Consider the following 21,121-nt stretch of genomic DNA (forward strand, 5'->3'; position numbering starts at 1 on the left):
TGCCGGGGTTTCTTTATTAGATCAATGCGATAATTCTAATATTTAAAGTGCTTTGAGCACACGAGCCGCCATCATCATTTCAATTTCGCGGTTTTTTCGCCGCTCTATGGCTTCCGCGTCCGAACCCCAATGCTCGATAGTCCAGTCCTCATCAATATGAGCCAGATTCCAGCCTTGCTCTGCTGTTATTTCATCCTTTGCGATAGCAAGTGCAATAATCGCTGAGCCGGTCAGCGTCGTCATTGTATGCAGTGATGCCAGCGCGATTGGGTCTTTGAAACCAGCCAGATGAACACCGAATGCCGCGATGGCTTCCCGAGGCTGTTCAATGTGCATCACACCTTCAGCAAGTGAAAAACGTGCGCCAAGGCCTTCCATCCAGTCGATCAGCGGATCCCATTGCTCGGTCTGCCGAGAAACGAGTTCCTGCGGACTATCGGCGCGATAGCAAAGCATATCCGTGCCTGCGAAACGCAAAATGTCCTCGAAAACTGCCTGCGGATCCTGCGCAATCCCATCAATCGCCGTGTTGACGAGACGGGTCGCAGGCATTTTCCCCGGGTCGATAACCTTTTCCTGAGCGGTGAATTCGTCCGCTACGATCTGGGCCGCCGCCTTGGTCGGCAACAGCAGCAGATTGCGAGCCGGCGTCTTGACAGGGCGACCATCCAAATGGACGGTGAAACCGCCTTCAACTTCCGCCACTTCTGCCTTTTCGTAGAAGCGTTTAGGCAGTTGCGCCAGCATCTGCTTTTGTGCCCGCACGATCGGGTTTTCGTCCGAAAGCTGCTTTCCTGCCTCAAGATCACTCAAAATATCACGCATAGATTTGTCCAGTTCTGTGTCGCTGACTTGGTGGAAGGCTCAACAACTAGAGAACCTGTTCGTCCATACCTTGCAGCAATGCATGGAGTTCAGATGGCGCTTCCAGAATGTGATGGGCGCCAGATTCAATCAGTCCCTGCCGGTTATGATACCCCCAGGAGACGCCCACCGCCATAGCCGCCGCCGCGCGTGCCATCTGCATATCATAAACAGCATCGCCGATAACAATTGTCTGGCTGGGTTCTATCCCCATTTCCGCGCAGGATTCAAGCACCATGGCCGGGTGTGGTTTCGACGGGCAATCGTCAGCAGTACGCGTCACCACGAAATGATGCCCGATGCCATGACGTTCGAAAACAGAGCGGACGCCGCGCTGGGATTTTCCGGTCACTATGCCAAGCAGAAGATCGTCCCTCGCCCCGAGCTCCGTCAGAAGCGGCAGAATTCCATCGTAGAGCGGCTCCGTGAAATCGGGCGCCTGTCGCAACATCACAAAGTTTTCCTTGTAGCGTTGCGTCAACCAATGCACCTGCTCATCCGGCTCGCGATCCAGAATCTTAGCAATAGCCAGATGCAGCGACAGGCCGATGATCGAATGCGTTTCCTCGATTGCGGGAGGTTCCAGACCGGCATCTGCAAAGCTCGTAGCCATGCATCTGTGAATGAAGTCACCGCTGTCGACCAGCGTACCGTCGCAATCGAAAAGGACCAGTTTCATCGGGCGTTGGTGACCTTTGCCGGCTTGTTGATAATCATCAGTCCGCAACCAATCAGCGCAAGAGCCGCGAATATTTTCCAGCTCAGGGGCTCATTCAGGATCAGACCGCTCAATAACACGCCGAAAGCGGGCGTGAGAAAGGCGAAATTAGAAAGTTTCGATGCCGGATAACGGCGCACCATCCAGAACCAGAGCGGATAGGTGAAAGCCACCACGAATATCGCCTGAAAGAGAAACGCCGATATGGACAAGGCATCCGGGCTACGAAGCAATGGGCCGCTCAACGCGATGAATGGCAGCGGCACCAGTGTCGCGACCACCAGCTGGTAGAGAAGCGTCTTTTCTGGAGCCGTATGGGCAAGCCGGGTTCGCTTGATAACCAGCGTGGTAAGTCCCCACAGCACACCTGACACGAGCGCAAGCATATCGCCATAGATGGCGTGCGGCCCCGGTCGGCTGACATGATCGGAGAAGACCAGAAACACACCCAGAAAGGCGATACACATGCCAACGAAGGCCCGGACAGACATCCGCTCGCCGAGAAGGAAATGACTGCCAATAGCGACCCAGAACGGCATGACGTTCATCATGAGTGTGACACGCCCAACGCTCGTCAGCTCCATCGCCAGAAAAATCAGAACGAATTCGCTTCCGAACAACAGCCCGGCGGCAATTCCGGCCCAGAGCGTGCCATCACGCTTGAAAAGCGGAATACGGCGCCAGTAACACCAGAGAAAAACGCACAGGCCACCGAGCGCAGCACGCCCCGCCGCCATCAGCATGGGATTGAACCCTCGATTGCCGATCTTGATGGCAACCTGATTGAGCCCCCAGCTGAACATGATGAACATGACCAGCATGATGGCCAGCCCATCGAACGAAACTCGCCCCTCGGACGATCCCCCCGCTCCGCCTGACATTTTTAATCTTCCGCACTTTCCTCATCAAAGCCGAGCAGGTTCCACGACTGAACCATATGCGGCGGCAGTGGCGCGGTCACATCGATAGTACCGCCCGACGGATTTGGAATACGAATACGGCGCGCATGAAGATGCAGACGTTTTTGTATACCGCCCGGAAACTCCCAATTCTGGTCAGCTTCAAAGTACTTTGGATCACCGATGATAGGATGACCGATATAAGCCGCATGCACACGCAGCTGATGGGTTCTACCGGTATAAGGCTCCATCTCCAGCCAGGTCAGATTGTTCCCTGCCTTCTCGATGATGCGGTAATACGAGACAGCGTGATCGGAATCCGGCTCGCCATGCTGGCAAACACGCATCTTGTCACCATCCGGTGTCTGTTCCCTGACCAGCCAGGTTGAAATCTTGTCCTCGCGCTTGCGTGGAACGCCTTTGACCAAAGCCCAATAGGTCTTTTTAGTGTCGCGTTCACGGAAGGCGGTGGTCAACGCCTGCGCTGCGCCCCGCGTACGAGCAACGACAAGCACGCCCGATGTGTCACGGTCGATACGATGCACAAGACGCGGTTTTTCGCCCTTCTTGTTGCGCCATGCCTCCAGCATTCCATCAACATGACGCGATACGCCTGAACCGCCCTGCACGGCGAGACCTGCAGGCTTGTTGAAAACGTACACTTTCGGGTCTTCATAGAGAAGCATCTGCGAAAGCACGTCGCCGTCCTGCTGGCTGCGGATTGTCCGCGCCGTGACCGGGCCGACGGCCTTTTCATCGACGCCAAGAGGTGGAATACGAACAGTCTGTCCGGCCTGAATACGCGTATCTGCCTTGGCCCTTGAGCCGTCGATACGAACTTGCCCCGACCGCAGAAGCTTCTGCAGATGGCCGAAACCCAACCCCGGATAATGGACCTTGAACCAGCGGTCGAGCCGCATGCCCGCCTCGCCTGTATCCACAATCTTCTGTTCAACGCCTGCCATGGAGAAACCCGATCAACTCTTGCTATTGCGGTGCGTACGCGCGCGCCGGTCATTAAGTCCTGTCAATAGACGCGAGTTCCGACGATTGCTAGGCGGAATTCCTGAAAACTGCAATTTGGCTGCTTTAGCCGAAACTGGTCCAGCAATCCCTAAAGAATTCCATTTCGACTACTGAATCTTCACACTCGGTTACACACGTTCTTAATTTATGGTCGATCTTGACACCCAATCGCCACTTCTTGTCGCCATCAGATATTGATAGAACAAAGGGGCTATACCATTTAGTCCCGTGAAATAGAACGAGCGGGAGTGCGAAAGTGTCATTGCTCAAAATCTACTGGCGAGCCATGGAATACCTTGCGGTCGAAAAGACTGCAACGATTACCATGTGTGTCGCCAGCGTGCTGGTTGCCCTGGTCACACTTGCCGAACCTATTCTGTTCGGTCGGGTCATTCAGGCTATCTCCGATAAGGGCGATATTTTCTCGCCTCTTGCGATGTGGGCTGCGCTTGGCGGCTTCAACATTGTTGCTGCAGTCTTCGTGGCGCGCGGAGCCGACCGCCTCGCACACCGCCGTCGTCTGGGCGTGATGATCGATTCTTATGAGCGTCTCATCACTATGCCGCTTTCGTGGCACCAGAAGCGCGGTACATCCAACGCACTCCACACGCTGATCCGCGCAACAGATTCGCTTTTCACGCTCTGGCTCGAATTCATGCGCCAGCATTTGACGACCGTGGTTGCTCTGGCGACGCTCATTCCGGTTGCAATGAGCATGGATATGCGCATGTCGCTGGTGCTCATCGTGCTCGGTGTCATCTATGTGATGATTGGCCAGCTTGTCATGCGCAAGACCAAGGATGGTCAGACCGCTGTCGAAAAGCATCACCACAAGCTGTTCGAACATGTGAGCGATACGATCAGCAACGTCTCGGTTGTGCAGAGCTATAACCGCATTGCGTCGGAAACCCAATCTCTGCGTGATTATGCCAAGAACCTGGAGAAGGTACAGTTTCCTGTTCTCAATTGGTGGGCGCTGGCCAGCGGCCTGAACCGCATGGCATCAACCTTCTCAATGGTGGTGGTTCTCGTTCTCGGCGCTTACTTCGTTACCAAGGGCCAGATGCGCGTCGGCGATGTAATTGCCTTTATCGGCTTTGCACAGCTGATGATCGGTCGTCTCGACCAGATCAGCGCCTTCATCAACCAGACCGTTACGGCACGCGCCAAGCTTGAAGAGTTCTTTCAGATGGAAGATGCCACGGCTGATCGTCAGGAGCCCCAGAGCGTGTCGGACCTGAACGACGTCAAGGGCGACATCATATTCGACAATGTAACCTTCGAGTTTCCGAACTCCGGCCAGGGCGTCTATGATGTATCGTTTGAAATCAAGCCAGGACAGACGGTGGCCATCGTCGGCCCAACCGGTGCAGGCAAGACGACGCTCATCAATCTGTTGCAGCGCGTTTTTGATCCGGCAGCCGGCCGCATCACGATCGACGGAACAGATACGCGTACCGTCAGCCGTCGTTCGCTGCGTCATGCCATCGCAACTGTCTTTCAGGATGCAGGCCTGTTCAATCGATCGGTCGAGGAGAATATTCGTGTGGGTCGAGAAAGTGCCACGCATGAGGAAGTGCATGCTGCAGCACGTGCCGCAGCAGCCCACGACTTCATTCTGGCCAAGAGCGATGGCTACGATACGGTTGTCGGTGAACGCGGCTCACAGCTTTCGGGCGGTGAACGTCAGCGCCTAGCGATTGCGCGCGCAATCCTGAAGGATTCGCCGATCCTCGTTCTGGACGAAGCCACCAGTGCGCTTGACGTTGAAACCGAAGAGAAGGTGAAGCAGGCGGTTGACGATCTCAGCCACAACCGCACGACCTTCATCATTGCTCACCGTCTTTCGACAGTCCGCTCCGCCGATCTGGTCCTTTTCATGGACAAGGGCCACCTGGTCGAAAGCGGCAGCTTCGATGAACTGGCCGCACGCGGCGGTCGCTTCACCGACCTTCTTCGTGCTGGCGGCCTCATGCTGGAGGACAAAGCGCCCAAAGCTGTCGAGGGTAGCAATGTGATGCCGTTTCCGTCCAAGGGCGCAGTAGGCTAAAACATAGAGCTTTCAAATGAAAAGCCCGCGATGATCTCATCGCGGGCTTTTTTCTTCATGGCCTAAAATCTAAAACGGTACCTCGAAGCGGAGCCCATCATATCCCGGTTCGACATTACCCGGTGTCTCACGCATGACTGTCTCGTAATCGAGTGGAACGTGCATATGCGTGAGAATGGCGCGCTTGGGCGCCAGCTTCTCGATCCATTCCAGCGCTTCACCAAGCGAGAAATGGCTTGGATGTGGGCGATATTGCAGCGCATCTATGATAAGCACGTCGGCCCCGCCCAAATGCTTAAGGCTTTGCTCAGGGAAAGCGCTCACATCAGTGCAATAAACAACAGATCCGATACGAAAGCCGAGCGATTCAATATCGCCGTGCACCTGACTAAACGGCTCGAAGCGGATTGGGCCACCCGCTCCCGATATGGAAAACGGCGTCTCCGGAGCAATGTCGTGCATGCTGAGGATCGGCGGGTAGCTCGATCCGGCAGGTGTTTCGAAACAATAACCAAATGCCTCGAAGAGCCGGTTCCGCGTCAATCGATTGGCATAGACATCCATGAGACGACGATTTTCAACGACATATGTGCGAAGATCGTCGACACCGTGAATATGGTCAGCATGCGGATGTGTATAAACAGCCGCATCGAGGCTGTGTGCGCCTGCATCAATCATCTGAGCACGGAAATCCGGCCCGGTATCGATCACAACTGTCGTGCTGTTACCTGTATCGTCAAATCGCTCGACCAATAGCGATGCGCGACGACGTTTGTTTCTCGGATTATGGGGATCGCAACTGCCCCAATCGCCATTGATACGCGGCACGCCGGGCGACGAACCACAGCCCAGAACCGTGAAACGCAGGCAATTTTTTGGGGGAGTCACGCTCAATCTTCCCCCTTACAGTGCCAGTGTAGGCCGAGGCATCTTGGAAAACAGCCTGAACACGTTGTCGCTCGTGATACGCGCGACTTCGTCATTGCTCACGCCAATCGTCTCAGCCAGCACGGCCGCTGTATGCTGCACGAAAGACGGTTCGTTGCGCTTGCCGCGATGCGGCAACGGAGCAAGGAACGGCGCATCCGTTTCCACCAGCAGGCGGTCACGCGGAACGATGGTCGCTATTTCGCGAATCTCCGGTGAGTTCTTGAAAGTCAGAATCCCTGAGAAAGAAACATAACCGCCGAGCGCGATGCCCTTTTCAGCCAGAGCACGACCGGAAGAGAAACAGTGCAGGATAAACGGAAAAGCGCCCTTCTCCGTCTCACGCTCCAGTATCTCGGCCATATCCTCATCCGCACTGCGGGCATGAATGACTAACGGCAACTGAGTCCGACGCGCCGCCTCAATGTGTACGAGGAAACCTTGGCGCTGCGCTTCCGGTGGGGCATAGTCGTAGTGATAATCGAGACCCGCCTCGCCTATGGCGACAACCTTCGGATGTTCCGAGAGACGCACGAGATCATCAGCCGTAATGTCGAGTTCTTCATGCGCGTTGTTCGGGTGGGTACCGACCGAGCAATAAACGGAGTCATAGGTTTCCGCGATCGCGCGGATCGTATCGAATTTCTTGACCCGTGTGGAAATCGTCACCATGCGCCTAACTCTGGCATCCAGAGCGCGCTGAACGATATCATCGCGCTCCGGTTCAAAGTCGGCAAAGTCGAGGTGACAATGACTGTCGACAAGCATCATCGAACTCAGTTCTGTTCTTCTGTTTCCACATAGCGCGGAAATACCGGCTGCGGGGCTGGCAGATCGGCACCCCCGACAAGCTGGCTTGCCGTAACGTCAGAGAACTGACGCTTGTCGGCAGGAATTGCCAGTATGTCGAGAAGCTTTTCTGCCGACTGCGGAATGAACGGCTGCACCATGATGCCAACGCGCCGGATCACTTCGGCTGTCACATAAAGGACAGTACCCATGCGCGCCGGATCGGTCTTGCGCAGCGCCCAAGGTTCCTGCCCCGCAAAATAACGATTGGCTTCCGCGACAACGGCGAAGATCGCGCCGAGCGCCAGATGCAGCGCTTGGTCGTCCATAGCTTTACGCGCCGTTTCCAGCGCCGCATCGGCCTGATCGAGAATTGCTTTATCCGCGTCGGAGAATTCACCCGGAACCGGAACCTTACCTTCGCAATTCTTGGCGATCATCGACAGCGAACGCTGCGCCAGATTACCGAGATCATTGGCCAGATCGGCATTGGTGCGGTTGACGATGGCGTCATGACTGTAGCTGCCATCCTGACCGAATGGTACTTCACGCATCAGGAAATAGCGCAGCTGATCGAGCCCATAACGTTCAACGAGACCGAAGGGATCGATCACATTGCCGAGGGACTTCGACATTTTCTCGCCACGGTTGAACAGGAAGCCATGTGCGAAAACCCGCTTCGGCAGCGGAATACCAGCCGACATCAGGAATGCGGGCCAATAGACGGCGTGAAAGCGCGAGATATCCTTGCCGATGATATGTGCATCGGCAGGCCAATAACCCCACTTTTCATCCGAAGTATCAGGATAGCCAAGAGCAGTAATGTAATTGGTCAGGGCATCGACCCAGACATACATGACGTGTTTCTCGTCACCCGGCACCGGAATGCCCCAATCGAATGTCGTACGCGAAATCGACAGGTCCTTCAGACCCGACTTGACGAAGCTCACAATCTCGTTGCGGCGCTCCGCAGGCATGATGAAGCCCGGATTCTTCTCGTAAAGATCGAGCAATTTGTCCTGATAGGCTGAGAGACGGAAGAAATAGCTTTCTTCCTCAACCCATTCGACAGGAGTCCCTTGCGGACCGTAGCGCACACCATCCTCGCGGACTTCCGTTTCCTCTTCGCCGTAATAGGCTTCGTCACGCACGGAATACCAGCCGGCATATCCACCCTTGTAGATATCGCCATTGCCAGCCATCGCTTTCCAGATAGCCTGACTCGCCTTGTAATGGCGCTCTTCCGAGGTGCGAATATAGTCGTCATTCGAGCTGTTCAGCACATCCGCCATCTGGCGGAACGCAGCCGTATTGCGATCTGCGAGCTCGCGCGGCGTAATGCCTTCCTTGCGCGCGCTCTGCAACATCTTGATGCCGTGTTCGTCCGTACCGGTCAGAAAGAAAACATCCTTGCCGTTCAGGCGCTGAAAACGCGCCATTGCATCGGTCGCGATCAACTCATACGCGTGGCCGATGTGCGGCTTTCCGTTCGGATAAGCAATCGCGGTGGTGATGTAATATTTTTCGCGGCTCATTATGGACCCGGTCTTTCGAAGTTTGAAAGCGCGCCTGAATGATTAGCAGACACACGAGGAGAAAATTATCAGCGGTGACATAACGCATGTCAGCGGCCATGTCACGCAAGCGGAGGCTGACCGGAACGAAAAGCGCGATGCGTTTTTTCCAAAAGGATTACCACAGCTTGCCGGCGGTCGAGATTGTAGGTTTCAGCATCCACGGTCTCGCGTACGAGATCGCTCCAGAAACGCGACCAGCGATCTGCATCACGCAGTTGCCCTGCCTCCGCACGACGACGAGCTTCGATTGCAACCTGCCCAAGCAGATGATCACGGAACAGCTCATATTGAACCTCCGACTCACGACCATTCAATATGCCGCCGAGCGCCTGCGCTTTCGGCAAATCGAAATTTTGTCCTTCGAGAAGGGAATCGACAGTGTCGGAGATTTCGATACCGCCATTCGCTACCAGCAGAAGTGCCTTACGCACACTGCCTTCCGATCGCTGGAGCAGTGTTTGCGTTACAGCATCAGCCTGCATTCCGACACCGGGACCGACATGTGCCAAGGCATCCGTCAACCCAGCATCGTCAAGTGGCTTGAAGCCGATGCTCTGGCAACGCGACCGGATTGTCGGGAGCAAGCGTCCCGCCGAATGGGAAATCAGGATAAAGAGCGCCCGTGCAGGAGGCTCTTCCAGGGTTTTCAGGAGTGCATTGGCGGCATTGCGATTCATATCATCGGCAGGGTCGACAATAACGATGCGCCAAGCGTGGTCTGATGCCGTTCTGGTCAGAAAATGTGTAACCCGGCGGATTTCCTCCACAGGAATACCCGTTTTGAATTTCCCGGTCTTCTGATCGAATGGGCGATTGATATGCAGGACAGCGGGATGCATCCCGCCTGCAATCTGTCGCCAGAGCGGCCTTGCAAAATCCGGAGCAGCAATATGCTCCGGCGCTTCGCTATTGTCGCCATGCGCCAGCATATGGCCAGCCAGGTGAAAAGCGAGCGTTGCCTTGCCGATCCCCTGCGCACCTTCAAAGAGCAGCGCATGATGCATACGCCCCTCGCGATAGGCTTGCGCCAAAAAGTCACTAATCTCCCGGTGCCCGGCAACATAATCACTTGCAGAAGGCTCTGGCACACCCTCAATGGAATCGTGCGCTTTAGGGACGTCGAGTTCCTCAATCACAACAACCCCATTTCCTTCAAAGCACTATCAACCTCTTTTGCGACATCACTTGCAATCTGGTCTTGCAGGCGATCAGCGTCGATCACCTTGCAGCGTTCAGGTTCCGCCTCGGCGATTGCGAGAAAGGCTTGCCGTCGTGCCTCGTGCACAGCAATATCTTCCTTCTCGAACCGGTCCGCCGTCTCGCTGCCGCGCCGTTTTCCAGCACGAGACAAACCCTTCTCTGCGGGAATATCAAGGATGATCGTCATGTCAGGCATGACGCCATCGATCGCAATGCGCTCCACAGCCGCCATATAGGTTCTGTCGAGATTGCCGGTAACACCTTGATACGCACGACTTGAGTCGATGAAACGGTCACAGAGAACCACCCGCCCCTCATTCAGCGCCGGGCGGATAAGCTGGTTCACATGGTCTGCTCTTGCAGCACCGAACAGCAGGGCCTCCATCGCTGCGCCGTAGTTCTCCGCATTGCCGCTCAATATGACATGGCGAATTGCTTCCGCACCAGGAGAACCACCCGGTTCTCGCGTGATGACCGGATCGAAGCCGTTTGCCCGCAAATGCTTGGCCAGCAAAGCAATTTGCGTTGATTTGCCCGCTCCTTCGCCGCCTTCGAATGTGATGAACAATCCCGACAAACCAGCTTCCAAATGTTTGAATCGATATCCGAATGGACTTCTATCAAAGTTATTATCGGCCTTTGGCTATCAGGTCGAGCCTGGAATACGCGTAGCGCAGGTTAAAGATATTTCCGCAGCCAGCCAGTGGAAAGCTCCATTGCTGCACCCAATGCGCGCTTTGAAAGGCTCCCCTCTTCAACAGATTGCGCTGTAAAAACAGGAACATCGCGAAGAATACTACCATTAAGCTCCAGCCGAAGAACGCCGACCTGCTGGTTGTCGGCAACAGGTGCATCGAGTGGACCCTTATAGACAATACGCGCTTTCAGCTTGTTGCGACCGTCCTTGGGCAACAACAGCTCGACGCGATCCTTGACCTTCAACGGCACGTGCGTGAGCGCACCACCGAAAACTTGCGCCTCACCCACGATTTCATCCGCCGGATAAAGCTGCACATCATCAAATTCCGTCATCCCCCATTGCAGGAGACGCTTTGCTTCTTCTTCACGCTCCTTGATGCTGGCAAGGCCGCTCATCGCCAGATAAAGCCTGCGACCGTTCTGTTCCGCCGACCCGACCAGCGCAAAGCCCGATGCTTCCGTAAAGCCTGTCCCCATGCCGTCAGCCCCGACATCAAGCCGCAACAACGGATTGCGGTTGCGCTGCATGATGTTGTTCCAGGTGAAGGCCGGCTGAGCATAGTACTTATAGTATTCAGGATGGGCGGTTCGTATGTGCCGCGCCAATCTGACCAAATCCTGCAGCGAGACTACTTGTCCTTCAGCAGGCAACCCCGTGGAATTTACGAACTTGGAGCCGATCAAGCCTAGCTCCTTCGCACGGTCATTCATGCGGTCTGCGAAAGCCTGCTCGCTGCCTGCCAGTCCTTCTGCCAGTACGATAGCTCCATCATTCGCCGACTGAACAATCATTCCTTGCAAAAGATCAGCGACGGTCGGCGCCGACTTGATACGCGCGAACATCGTTGATGTCCCCGAGGGGGCACCTCCGGTTCTCCATGCATTTTCACTGACTGTGTATGGTGTACCGAGTGTCGTGGCACCCTGTTCGAGCGCTTCGAATACCACTTCCGCAGTCATCAGCTTGGCAAGAGACGCAGGAGGAATCGGAACATTGGCATTCTTGGAGAGAAGCACAGTTCCGCTCCGGTCATCGATGAGCAAGACCTGCGGAGCTTTTGTAACGAATGCAGCTTCGACAGGTGCCGCCAAGCTAGCAACCGGCACGGCAACAGCCAGCGAAACGCCGACAGTGACGGCACGAGCAAACACCAGTGTTTTTGAAATCAGCCCCATGCAAATCCCGTTACGTGAGCAATGTGATAGAGCTTACGCAACGAATCCGACCAAAATCAATATGCCAGTGTTTATCACCGTATCGTGAGCGATCAATCGAGACGCACCACAAACGCATTTTCTGCGCCGACCTTCCAGGCCGCACGCAGCAGAGCATCATTTCCACCCTTCTCGGCCACGGCTGTCAACTCGTACAACTCACTGGTTTCGGTCGGAATCTTCGTGAGCGTAAATCTGATTGAGCCTGGCAATGAAGCCTGAACCTGCCTGGCCTCTTCAAGCGTCTTGAATGTGCCAATCTCAACATATTCGCCGTGTTCCTCGGCTTCACGACGCTTCCAGGCGCTTGAGATCGCATCCTTGGTCAGGATGCTGCCATAGGCGCGCTCTTCGGCATAGGCTGTTGCTGCAAGCCGGTCAGACGCATAGCCCGCGAGACCGCTGACACCGGCAGCATTAGCCACTCCAAAGCTTGAGCCGGGGCGCTGCGACGGTACCGGTACATTTGCCGGTAACATTGGAGCTGCTCCACCCGACGGATCGCTATAAGCAGGATCGACAGCAAAAGGTGAGTTTTCAGGTATCGGCGCGGATACTGGAACCGCGTCCATTACAGGCATCGGAACGCGTGACTTCGGTGAGGTCGGCGTCGGCCCGTTCATTGCCATCATGACGCCAGTTGCAGGCTGGCCAATCGCATCACCACCGGCCGGACGGTACGACGCCATCAGAAATGCATCATCATTGCCGTTCAACGGAGCCCTTCCGACATATTCGACCTTCACATTCGCCGTACCGTGATGCTGGTAGTCGAGCATTTCGGCCGCTTTCTGGGAAAGATCGATCACGCGGTCATATTCGTATGGACCACGGTCATTGACACGCACGATCACCGAACTGCCATTGGCGAGATTGGTCACGCGGGCATAGCTCGGCAACGGCATCGTTGGATGCGCAGCGGTCAAATGTGTCATGTCGTAGACTTCACCATTGGCAGTCAGACGACCGTGAAAAGCTTCACCATACCAGGAGGCATGGCCGACCTTGACGTATTTCTTGTCTTCCTTGGGATAATACCAGCGACCTTTGACCTTGTAGGGCTGACCGGTCTGATCGCGCCCGCCACCACGTGGTAGAGGCTTTCCTTTCGAAAAGGCTACGCGTGGGCTGGCTTTCACACCATATTTGGATTCGGCGAAATATTCCTTCGAGCGCTTTGTCTTCGATTTCGGCTGCGGTGCCGATGCACAACCCGCCAAGGCAACAGCAATGGCCATAAACGAAAAGATAACGACAGAACTGCGCTTATCGCGCAGCTTCACTGCCTTGCCGTTGACCGAATGTTTCAGCCCTCGTTTCGAATCCATACGCCACACGCCCGTTACTCAACAACACAACCGGAAACGCTGGTTGCGCCTTTTAGAATTTAGTGATGTCACCGATTCATTGACGGATCATTAAAGCTTTTGGAATTCCGCGTATTTTGAGTCGCATTGAACGGCACGGGCTCTACGCGGACGCGCCATGAATGTCCTGAATTGTGGAACAATCGCTCCTTCGAAACGTTGAATTTTCAACAGGAAGGAGAACAAAAATGTTGAGAGCAATGATCCTTTGGCTGATGGGGGTTCCACTCGTTGTCGTGCTGCTTATCTGGTATTTTTTCTTTTAAATGTGGAACGTTCAGACCCTTCAATCGTTATTCATACGGCTCTTATGACCTCCGAGCCAGTCACCTAACGTCATGGATTAGGCCCGCTCCAACAAGGCGGGTCTTTTTTTGCGTGATCAACATCACGGCCTCAATTTTGAATCTGGCATGTAAACATTGATTGCTTTGCGCAGCAGACGAAAATGGGCAGGTGTCCAGGTTGACAGTTCACCATCTGTGTTTACGGCACGCGGCTTCTTGGTACGCACAATAACTTCGGTCGTCGGAAAAGCCCGCACATCATCCCATTTGGAATGGGTGCCACGACGCAGGCTTGGAAGCAGGCGCAAAAGTTTCCACCAGTGATCGACTTCCAGACTATAGAAATCCAGCTTACCGTCATCCACTGTCGCATCCTTTTCGACAGCCATACCGCCGCCGTAGAATTTTCCATTCCCGACAGAAACCTGCAACGTACGGATTTTTTCCGTCATTCCGTCATGCTCCAGATAGACTGTGAAAAGCTCGGAGCGCATGAGGATGCGCGCTGCGACAATCGCATAACCGAGCTTCCCCCATTTCTTCTTCGCCGCGGAACTCAGTTGCTGCGCCAATTCAGCGCTGAAACCGATACTTGCGACATTGAAATAAAGGTGACCGTTCACCTCACCGAGATCGATGGGCTGCACCTCGTAGGATGCAAGGCGACGCGCTGCCTCAACTGGATCGGCAGGAATGCCAATGGTTCGGGCAAAATCGTTTGCGGTTCCCAGCGGAAGGATTGCAAGCGGCAATCCGGTTTCCATCAATCCTTTAGCCGCAGCGTTCAGCGAACCGTCGCCACCACCGACAATAACCAGATCGCAATCTCTTTCACGAAGGATCACATCTGAAATTGTTTCATCGTCCTGCGGATTTCGTTCTATGAGCTGGAGGCCACCGCGTTCCAATGCTGCACGAATATCCGCGCCGTATCCCCTGCCATTCCGGGCATGTGGGTTTACGATAAGTAGTGCTCGACGCTTTGTGGTCTTACCCATGGACTTCCTGTCATCTGCAACAGCCTGCGAATCTGGCTGCATGGTTGGGAGCGTTACCTGCAGATGGCCTCTCAATCCTGGATATCAATGGAACGGTTCATGAAAAATTTGTCACGGTACTGTAGTGTTTCGTGAGGTCATGAGACCGCATGTAGTGACAAGGCCGACCTGTCGACAAAACAGTTTGACGAGACCAGAAAGAGAACATAGCTTGGCAAAACCAACTGTAAAACTTTCTAAAGCGGCCTCGTCGAATTTGTCGCTAATCGACTGAAATACATTACAGTTTGCGGGTATGATGTAATGGTAGCCTGTCAGCTTCCCAAGCTGAACGCGCGGGTTCGATTCCCGCTACCCGCTCCAACACAATCGCTCGCACAAGTGTCAGAGACTAGCGAACATTTTCTCCGGTTTTTGGATCGACCTTCACCTCCACCTTGGCGCCAGCCTTGGTGACATATTCGATCTCGTAATAACCACGATCATTCCAGTCGACTTCATCAATGAAAGCAGTATCCGCATTCTGTTCGATTTTCGCGATTATTTCCGAAAGTTTGGTGCCTTCCGGTGGCGGAGCGGCATAGGCCGCAGCAACAGACAGACCGAGAAACAAAGTCGTAACAGCAAGACGCATGGTTATCTCCTTTAGCTATCCTAAAAGAGTAGGACTTCAGGCGTCTTCTTCAAGGCTAATGAGCATTACTTTATGATGGGGCTTATCGAACCGGTGAAGGTTTGATCTATCATCGCAGAGAGTTTAGGCTCTGCTCCAGACAAGATGACGACGATCGCTAGCATCAATATCAAAGGCGCAGCAAGAATGCCGCTCCTTACAGCCGGTTCGAGAATGCGCCGGGTTTTCTTGCTTCGCGTGGATTGCTGATCTCTCATGCAACTAACAGTAGTCGAGCAGACTTAATTGCCTATTAAATAATGTAGTTAATGCGTTATTAGCGCCCAACTACCGCTTAGTTTCCCTTGTTGCCGCGATATATATTGACCCCGAGCTCACGAATTTTCTTGCGCAGCGTGTTCCGATTTAATCCCAGAAGGTCTGCCGCCTTGATTTGATTTCCACGTGTTGCCGTAAGACAGGCAAGGATCAAGGGATATTCCAGTTCCGCCAGAACCCGATGGTAGAGACCTGGAGGCGGCAAATCGGCACCGAATGACGCGAAGTAACGCTGCATATTCTGCTCGACAGCCTGCGATATGGAAATGTTCTCCATATCGCCACCACCGGCAGGAACGATATCCGGCTTGGCCAGTTCAGACTTCAATTCGGTTTCGATGATCTCCGGCGATATTTCCTCTTGCGGATAAAGCGCCGCAAGTCTTCGCACGAGATTTTCCAGCTCACGCACATTTCCAGGCCATGGGTACCGGCGCATCATTTCCAGGCCAGCAGTGCTGATACGTTTTTCGGGCAGACCTTCTTCGGCAGCCCGCTTGAAAAAATGGCGCACGAGATCGGCCACATCCTCGCTGCGCTCGCGAAGCGGCGGCAAGCGCAGAGGCACGACGTTCAGCCGATAATAAAGGTCTTCGCGGAAAAGTCCTTGTGCAATCAACTGCCGCAAATCCTTGTTGGTTGCTGCAACGATGCGCACATCGGTCTTGATCGGCGTGCGTCCGCCGACTGTCATATATTCGCCCTGTTGCAGCACACGCAAAAGTCGGGTTTGTGCTTCCATCGGCATATCGCCGATTTCGTCGAGAAACAGTGTTCCACCATTCGCCTGCTCGAAGCGACCGCTCGAGCGGTTTTGTGCGCCGGTAAAAGCGCCCTTCTCGTGCCCGAACAACTCAGACTCGATCAGGTCGCGTGGGATTGCCGCCATATTGATCGCAACAAACGGTCCTTTTCGACGGCGTCCATATTCGTGCAGGGCGCTCGCAACCAGTTCCTTGCCCGTACCGGATTCACCCGTAACCATCACGGTCAAATCCGTCTGCATCATGCGCGCCAGCACACGGTATATTTCCTGCATCGCAGGCGAACGGCCCACCAGCGGCATGTTATCTGCCTGCTCATCCGATAGAGCGGCAATGGGCTTGTGTTTTGGTTCAGACAGCGCACGACCGACGATATTAATGAGTTCCGTCAAATCGAATGGCTTCGGCAGATATTCGTAGGCTCCCGCCTCGGATGCCCTAATTGCCGTCATGAATGTGTTCTGCGCGCTCATCACCACAACCGGCAGGTCGGGACGCATCTTCTTGATGCGCGGCAGAAGATCAAAGGCATTCTCGTCCGGCATATTGACGTCGGTTATGACAAGGTCACCGTCACCTGCCGCCACCCATCGCCAGAGCGAGGCAGCATTGGAAGTCACGCGCACATCGTAACCTGCTCGCGACAATGCCTGGTTCAGCACGGTCCGAATGGCTGCATCGTCATCCGCCACCAATATGGTTCCCGTCGGACGTCCTGCGATCATGCGTTGTCTCCAGTATTTCCAGCTGCCAGTTCAGTATTTTTCCATGCGGGCATCAGAACGCGGAAAGTCGTGCGCGTAGGATGGCTGTCACATTCGATAATACCGCCATGATCACCAATGATCTTCGCAACGAGTGCCAGTCCCAGCCCCGAACCATTGGTCTTCGTGGTCACGAAGGGATCGAACAAATGCGGCAGCATATCCTGCGGCACACCGGGTCCGTTATCGTGTACACAGAATTCGAGAGGCAGGGCCACCCTATCCCGCGCGCCCGGCACCTGCAGACGAATACCTGGACGATAAGCCGTGGACAGGACAATCTCGCCGCCCTCACGATCGCCTATGGCTTCCGAGGCATTCTTCAGGAGATTGAGAAAGATCTGCACGAGCTGGTCACGATTGGCGAAAACCGGCGGGAGAGAAGGATCATAATCTTCCACAAAGCGGATCTTCCGTGCGAACCCGTTCTTCGCAATCGCCTTCACATGATCCAGAACCGCGTGAATGTTGACCGCAGAGCGCTCGATGGGGCGCTCGTCCGAGAAAACTTCCATGCGGTCAACCAGTGAAACAATCCGATCCGTTTCGTCGGTAATGAGGCGCGCAAGCGCTCGATCTTCATCGCTGACAACCTGCTCCAGCAATTGTGCCGCACCGCGGATACCGGATAAAGGGTTTTTGATTTCATGGGCCAGCATTGAGGCAAGCCCGGTCACGGACCGCGCAGCACCTCGATGCGTCATCTGGCGGTCTATCTTTTCAGCCATCGTCTTTTCCTTGAAGAGGATGACCACAGCTCCCGGCAGCTCCGCTACAGGCGCTACGTAAACATCAACGATGCGCTCTGCCCCAAGACGCGGCGACGAGACATCGACGCGATATTCGTTCACCGGCATCTGACTGGTGCGAACCTGATCGACGAGTGCCAGAAGTGGGCTGCCAAAGGGCAGAAAGGATTCCAGCCGGTTGCGCGCCAGAATGGACGAACCGGAACGAAAGAACTGTTCCGCGTCCAGATTGGCATAGGCGATATAATTCTCGGCGCTAACCATGATAACCGGTTGGCTGATCGCATCGAGTACAACTGACGGAATACCGTTCGTTTCGATTCTCTCGCGCATCAGGCAACCTCTTTGAGCGCGGTTTCAGGAACTTCGCGCATGAATATACGACGCAAGGCATCGATGACGGCTTTTCGATCGGTCAGGGTCATGACTTCTGCTTTCTCGATTGGCGTACATGCAGCGCCAGCAAGACGATCAAGATACCAGCCGAGATGTTTGCGCGAATGACGGATGCCCGTCGTACTTCCATAATGCTCGAGCATATCTTCGTAGTGCTTTATAATATAATCAAGAATTTCACTTCGTGACTGTGGGGCAAGATCGCTTCCAGCAATTGCACCAGCCAGCCACGGTTGTCCATAAGAGGCACGCCCGACCATCACGGCATCCGCTCCAGAACGGCGTAAAATTTCCTCCGCATCAGGTCGACACGCCACGTCTCCGTTGGCAATCAGAGGAATCCTGACTGCATCCCGGACGGCGTGAATTGCATTCCAGTCCGCTTTACCTTCATAGAACTGACAACGCGTGCGCCCATGGACCGTCACCATGGCGATACCGGCGCCTTCAGCGCGCCTTGCAAGTTCAGGTGCGTTGATACTTTTCTCGTCCCATCCCAGCCGCATCTTGAGTGTGACCGGAACGCGGACCGCGTTAACTGTGGCCTCGACGAGGGTCATTGCGTGATCGAGATCGCGCATCAGCGCAGACCCCGAATAACCGCCCGTCACTTTCTTGGCCGGACACCCCATATTGATATCGATGATATCAGCGCCTTCACCTTCGGCGATCCTGGCCGCCTCGCCCATCCAGTGTGCTTCTCGTCCCGCGAGCTGCACGACATGCGTTCCAAGCCCCTCGCCTGAGAGGCGCAGAAGGCTTTCCTTGTGACGGTTACAGAGTTCGGCGCTGGCGACCATTTCAGACACGACCATGCCAGCGCCAGCCTCTGCGGCACGCCTGCGGAACGGAAGGTCCGAAACGCCGGACATCGGCGCGAGGAAAACGCGATTGGCAAGGGCCACACCGCCAATGGTCAAAGGTTGATCGAGAAAACTCACCAATAAATGCCTATTTGATGTGCATAGTGCAATTAGCACATACATTAATCAGTCTCAATTTTCAACGCAAGGAAAAGCGCGCGCAAAATCACGATAAATCAATTGCCGTCTGGCATTTATCTGCACAAGGCATTATTCGGCTTGAAAAGGCAAATTTGAACAGATGCAACCTTTGGCAGAGGCGACAACCATTTCAAAGATAGCAGCAGTCATTGTGGCAGCTGGCCGCGGAGAGCGAGCCGGGCAGAGCATCGAAGGGCCGAAACAATACCGGCGCATCGGTGGCGAAGCCGTACTTGCCCGCACTTTGCGCGCTTTTATCGACTGCCCGCTGGTTGATAGCATCGTTGTCGTCATTCATCCTGACGACCATGTGCTTTACGAACGCGCCCTCCAGGAAAACTGCGACACCATTCTCGTCGTGAATGGCGGCGCTACCCGGCAGGAATCAACGCGCCTTGGTCTCCTCGCATTGCGAGATTATGCACCGCAATATGTCATGATCCATGATGGTGTGAGACCGTTTGTCAGTCAGGATTTACTGAAGCGTATCGTCGAAAATCTCGCGCCTGATGAAGGCGTTCTACCGGCTCTGGCAGTTTCGGACACTCTGAAACAGTCAGCCACAGACGGAACAGTAAAAACGACGGTGCCTCGCGTTGGTCTTTTTGCTGCACAGACCCCCCAAGCATTTCCCTATACGCCAATCCTTGATGCACATGAAAAGGCCTTCGCGATCAGTCGCTCTGATTTCACGGATGATGCTGCCATTGCCGAATGGCAAAGTATCGCTGTCCGCATCATCGAAGGATCGGCGGACAATACAAAGCTTACCTGGGCAAAGGATATCGAAATGGCTGACAAACGCCTGCGGCAAGACCACGTCTCGTTTCCCGACATTCGTACTGGCAATGGCTATGACGTCCATTCCTTTGAACCCGGCGATCATGTGACGCTGTGCGGTGTGAAAATTCCCCACGAAGCGAAACTCAATGGCCACTCGGACGCCGATGTTGGACTTCATGCACTGACCGACGCCCTGCTTGCGACGCGAGGAGCGGGCGATATCGGCACGCATTTCCCGCCTTCCGACCCACAATGGAAAGGCGCTGCTTCCCGCATCTTTATCGAACATGCTGCCAATATCGTACGTGAAGCTGGCGGTCGTATCGCCAATGTCGACGTGACCTTTATCAGCGAAGCACCGAAGATCGGCCCACATCGTGCAGCAATGACGGAAGCTCTTTGCGACATGCTGGGAATTGCCGCCGATCGCGTTTCCATCAAAGCGACGACCAATGAAAAGCTGGGCTTCGTCGGACGCCGTGAAGGTATCGCTGCCATTGCAACGGCAACCGTCATCTATCCCGGCGAGGTTCCCGAATGAGCGCGCTCATCGCAGAAGACAAAGCTATTGCCGTACTGGAAGCCTGCCGCAAGGCCGGTGTAATGATCGCGATGGCCGAGTCTTGCACAGGCGGGCTAATAGCTGGATGTCTGACCGACATCGCCGGTTCGTCCGATGTCGTGGATCGCGGCTTCGTTACTTATTCCAACGAAGCGAAAGCCGAAATGATCGGTGTTCCGATGGAATTGATCAATCGCGTTGGCGCTGTCTCGAAAGAAGTGGCGCTTTCCATGGCTGAAGGGGCACTTTCTCGCTCCCGCGCCGGTGTAACGGTGGCGGTTACGGGCGTTGCGGGGCCAGGTGGCGGTTCCGATGAAAAACCTGTCGGTCTCGTGCACATCGCATCGGCACGAAAAGGCCACCCGCCCCTTCATCGCGAATACCATTTCGGTCCAAAAACCAGAGCCGAAATCCGCCACGCGACGGTTCTCGCCGCACTGGACCTCGTTCTCAAAAACCTTCGATAGTCTGAAGCATATACTTTTATTCGTCGTGCCCTATCCTTGTCTTTGATCAGACAAGGAGAACATG

General features: G+C 54.7%; 19 protein-coding genes and 1 tRNA gene. 4 read left to right on the forward strand and 16 right to left on the reverse strand.

Annotated features, from left to right (window positions below):
• Positions 1–42 precede the first annotated feature (42 nt).
• The 4 genes from KWJ32_RS17610 to KWJ32_RS17625 are packed head-to-tail and all read right to left on the reverse strand — an operon-like array spanning position 43 to position 3,446.
• Entirely contained in the window at positions 43–825 is a 783-nt protein-coding gene (locus KWJ32_RS17610) for an ATP12 family chaperone protein (RefSeq protein WP_012091995.1), read from the reverse strand.
• A gap of 46 nt (positions 826–871) precedes the next feature.
• The gene (locus KWJ32_RS17615) at positions 872–1,543 is read right to left on the reverse strand and encodes an HAD-IA family hydrolase (RefSeq protein WP_012091994.1); all 672 of its coding nucleotides are present in this window, start codon (positions 1,541–1,543) and stop codon (positions 872–874) included.
• Complete coding sequence (locus KWJ32_RS17620) at positions 1,540–2,463, reverse strand: DMT family transporter (protein ID WP_012091993.1); 924 nt, start codon at positions 2,461–2,463, stop codon at positions 1,540–1,542. The genes KWJ32_RS17615 and KWJ32_RS17620 overlap by 4 nt, the downstream gene beginning before the upstream one ends.
• A gap of 2 nt (positions 2,464–2,465) precedes the next feature.
• On the reverse strand, positions 2,466–3,446 hold the full coding sequence (locus KWJ32_RS17625) for an RluA family pseudouridine synthase (protein WP_010660030.1): 981 nt from the start codon (positions 3,444–3,446) through the stop codon (positions 2,466–2,468).
• A gap of 317 nt (positions 3,447–3,763) precedes the next feature.
• Between KWJ32_RS17625 and KWJ32_RS17630 the strand changes: the two genes are divergently transcribed.
• Positions 3,764–5,557, forward strand: a complete 1,794-nt coding sequence (locus KWJ32_RS17630; protein WP_010660029.1) for a glucan ABC transporter ATP-binding protein/ permease — start codon at positions 3,764–3,766, stop codon at positions 5,555–5,557.
• A gap of 69 nt (positions 5,558–5,626) precedes the next feature.
• Here KWJ32_RS17630 and KWJ32_RS17635 read toward each other — a convergent pair whose 3' ends face one another.
• The 8 genes from KWJ32_RS17635 to KWJ32_RS17670 all read right to left on the reverse strand — a co-directional run bounded on the left by KWJ32_RS17635 (position 5,627) and on the right by KWJ32_RS17670 (position 14,616).
• Positions 5,627–6,445, reverse strand: coding sequence for an MBL fold metallo-hydrolase (locus KWJ32_RS17635; RefSeq protein WP_012091991.1), 819 nt, complete (start codon positions 6,443–6,445; stop codon positions 5,627–5,629).
• Between the two features lie 15 nt (positions 6,446–6,460).
• Positions 6,461–7,252: a TatD family hydrolase gene (locus KWJ32_RS17640; RefSeq protein WP_040130126.1), complete on the reverse strand. Its 792-nt coding sequence runs from the start codon at positions 7,250–7,252 to the stop codon at positions 6,461–6,463.
• A gap of 8 nt (positions 7,253–7,260) precedes the next feature.
• On the reverse strand, positions 7,261–8,808 hold the full coding sequence (gene metG / locus KWJ32_RS17645) for a methionine--tRNA ligase (RefSeq protein ID WP_012091989.1): 1,548 nt from the start codon (positions 8,806–8,808) through the stop codon (positions 7,261–7,263).
• 101 nt (positions 8,809–8,909) lie between these two features.
• The gene (locus tag KWJ32_RS17650) at positions 8,910–9,986 is read right to left on the reverse strand and encodes a DNA polymerase III subunit delta' (protein ID WP_012091988.1); all 1,077 of its coding nucleotides are present in this window, start codon (positions 9,984–9,986) and stop codon (positions 8,910–8,912) included.
• On the reverse strand, positions 9,983–10,627 hold the full coding sequence (tmk, locus tag KWJ32_RS17655; protein WP_151609938.1) for a dTMP kinase: 645 nt from the start codon (positions 10,625–10,627) through the stop codon (positions 9,983–9,985). Before tmk ends, KWJ32_RS17650 begins: the two co-directional genes overlap by 4 nt.
• A gap of 101 nt (positions 10,628–10,728) precedes the next feature.
• Positions 10,729–11,925: a D-alanyl-D-alanine carboxypeptidase family protein gene (locus KWJ32_RS17660; protein ID WP_151609940.1), complete on the reverse strand. Its 1,197-nt coding sequence runs from the start codon at positions 11,923–11,925 to the stop codon at positions 10,729–10,731.
• 92 nt (positions 11,926–12,017) lie between these two features.
• Complete coding sequence (locus KWJ32_RS17665; RefSeq protein WP_151609942.1) at positions 12,018–13,292, reverse strand: septal ring lytic transglycosylase RlpA family protein; 1,275 nt, start codon at positions 13,290–13,292, stop codon at positions 12,018–12,020.
• A gap of 427 nt (positions 13,293–13,719) precedes the next feature.
• Positions 13,720–14,616: a lipid kinase gene (locus KWJ32_RS17670; RefSeq protein ID WP_029376096.1), complete on the reverse strand. Its 897-nt coding sequence runs from the start codon at positions 14,614–14,616 to the stop codon at positions 13,720–13,722.
• A 289-nt stretch (positions 14,617–14,905) separates the two neighbouring features.
• Here KWJ32_RS17670 and KWJ32_RS17675 point away from each other — a divergent pair.
• Positions 14,906–14,979, forward strand: a tRNA-Gly gene (locus KWJ32_RS17675).
• A 28-nt stretch (positions 14,980–15,007) separates the two neighbouring features.
• Here KWJ32_RS17675 and KWJ32_RS17680 read toward each other — a convergent pair.
• From KWJ32_RS17680 to dusB, 4 genes are all read right to left on the reverse strand, one after another.
• Positions 15,008–15,250 (reverse strand): PepSY domain-containing protein, encoded by a 243-nt coding sequence (locus KWJ32_RS17680; RefSeq protein ID WP_029924719.1) that lies wholly within the window; start codon positions 15,248–15,250, stop codon positions 15,008–15,010.
• A 334-nt stretch (positions 15,251–15,584) separates the two neighbouring features.
• Positions 15,585–17,057: a nitrogen regulation protein NR(I) gene (gene ntrC, locus KWJ32_RS17685; RefSeq protein ID WP_012091982.1), complete on the reverse strand. Its 1,473-nt coding sequence runs from the start codon at positions 17,055–17,057 to the stop codon at positions 15,585–15,587.
• Positions 17,054–18,178, reverse strand: a complete 1,125-nt coding sequence (locus KWJ32_RS17690; protein ID WP_012091981.1) for a nitrogen regulation protein NR(II) — start codon at positions 18,176–18,178, stop codon at positions 17,054–17,056. The genes ntrC and KWJ32_RS17690 overlap by 4 nt, the downstream gene beginning before the upstream one ends.
• Positions 18,178–19,182, reverse strand: a complete 1,005-nt coding sequence (dusB, locus tag KWJ32_RS17695; RefSeq protein WP_172488792.1) for a tRNA dihydrouridine synthase DusB — start codon at positions 19,180–19,182, stop codon at positions 18,178–18,180. The genes KWJ32_RS17690 and dusB overlap by 1 nt, the downstream gene beginning before the upstream one ends.
• Before the next feature lie 163 nt (positions 19,183–19,345).
• On the opposite strand from dusB, the gene KWJ32_RS17700 reads away from it, so the two are divergent.
• Together KWJ32_RS17700 and KWJ32_RS17705 are read left to right on the forward strand one after the other, a co-directional pair.
• Complete coding sequence (locus tag KWJ32_RS17700; RefSeq protein WP_012091979.1) at positions 19,346–20,569, forward strand: bifunctional 2-C-methyl-D-erythritol 4-phosphate cytidylyltransferase/2-C-methyl-D-erythritol 2,4-cyclodiphosphate synthase; 1,224 nt, start codon at positions 19,346–19,348, stop codon at positions 20,567–20,569.
• Positions 20,566–21,057 carry a CinA family protein gene (locus KWJ32_RS17705; protein ID WP_012091978.1) on the forward strand — a complete coding sequence of 164 codons (492 nt, stop codon included), beginning with the start codon at positions 20,566–20,568 and terminating at the stop codon, positions 21,055–21,057. Before KWJ32_RS17700 ends, KWJ32_RS17705 begins: the two co-directional genes overlap by 4 nt.
• The last annotated feature ends 64 nt before the right edge of the window (positions 21,058–21,121 follow it).

The sequence above is a fragment of the Ochrobactrum sp. BTU2 genome (assembly GCF_024539785.1).
GTDB classification, from domain to species: Bacteria; Pseudomonadota; Alphaproteobacteria; order Rhizobiales; family Rhizobiaceae; genus Brucella; species Brucella anthropi.

What these genes read in the sequence shown, in the direction of transcription:
- KWJ32_RS17610 (WP_012091995.1), bottom strand. Translation starts at nt 825, where the DNA reads ATGCGTGATATTTTGAGTGATCTTGAGGCAGGAAAGCAGCTTTCGGAC.
- KWJ32_RS17620 (WP_012091993.1), bottom strand. Translation starts at nt 2,463, where the DNA reads ATGTCAGGCGGAGCGGGGGGATCGTCCGAGGGGCGAGTTTCGTTCGAT.
- ntrC (WP_012091982.1), bottom strand. Translation starts at nt 17,057, where the DNA reads ATGATCGCAGGACGTCCGACGGGAACCATATTGGTGGCGGATGACGAT.
- KWJ32_RS17615 (WP_012091994.1), bottom strand. Translation starts at nt 1,543, where the DNA reads ATGAAACTGGTCCTTTTCGATTGCGACGGTACGCTGGTCGACAGCGGT.
- KWJ32_RS17660 (WP_151609940.1), bottom strand. Translation starts at nt 11,925, where the DNA reads ATGGGGCTGATTTCAAAAACACTGGTGTTTGCTCGTGCCGTCACTGTC.
- KWJ32_RS17680 (WP_029924719.1), bottom strand. Translation starts at nt 15,250, where the DNA reads ATGCGTCTTGCTGTTACGACTTTGTTTCTCGGTCTGTCTGTTGCTGCG.
- KWJ32_RS17625 (WP_010660030.1), bottom strand. Translation starts at nt 3,446, where the DNA reads ATGGCAGGCGTTGAACAGAAGATTGTGGATACAGGCGAGGCGGGCATG.
- KWJ32_RS17640 (WP_040130126.1), bottom strand. Translation starts at nt 7,252, where the DNA reads ATGCTTGTCGACAGTCATTGTCACCTCGACTTTGCCGACTTTGAACCG.
- metG (WP_012091989.1), bottom strand. Translation starts at nt 8,808, where the DNA reads ATGAGCCGCGAAAAATATTACATCACCACCGCGATTGCTTATCCGAAC.
- KWJ32_RS17690 (WP_012091981.1), bottom strand. Translation starts at nt 18,178, where the DNA reads ATGCGCGAGAGAATCGAAACGAACGGTATTCCGTCAGTTGTACTCGAT.
- KWJ32_RS17705 (WP_012091978.1), top strand. Translation starts at nt 20,566, where the DNA reads ATGAGCGCGCTCATCGCAGAAGACAAAGCTATTGCCGTACTGGAAGCC.
- KWJ32_RS17700 (WP_012091979.1), top strand. Translation starts at nt 19,346, where the DNA reads ATGCAACCTTTGGCAGAGGCGACAACCATTTCAAAGATAGCAGCAGTC.
- KWJ32_RS17670 (WP_029376096.1), bottom strand. Translation starts at nt 14,616, where the DNA reads ATGGGTAAGACCACAAAGCGTCGAGCACTACTTATCGTAAACCCACAT.
- KWJ32_RS17665 (WP_151609942.1), bottom strand. Translation starts at nt 13,292, where the DNA reads ATGGATTCGAAACGAGGGCTGAAACATTCGGTCAACGGCAAGGCAGTG.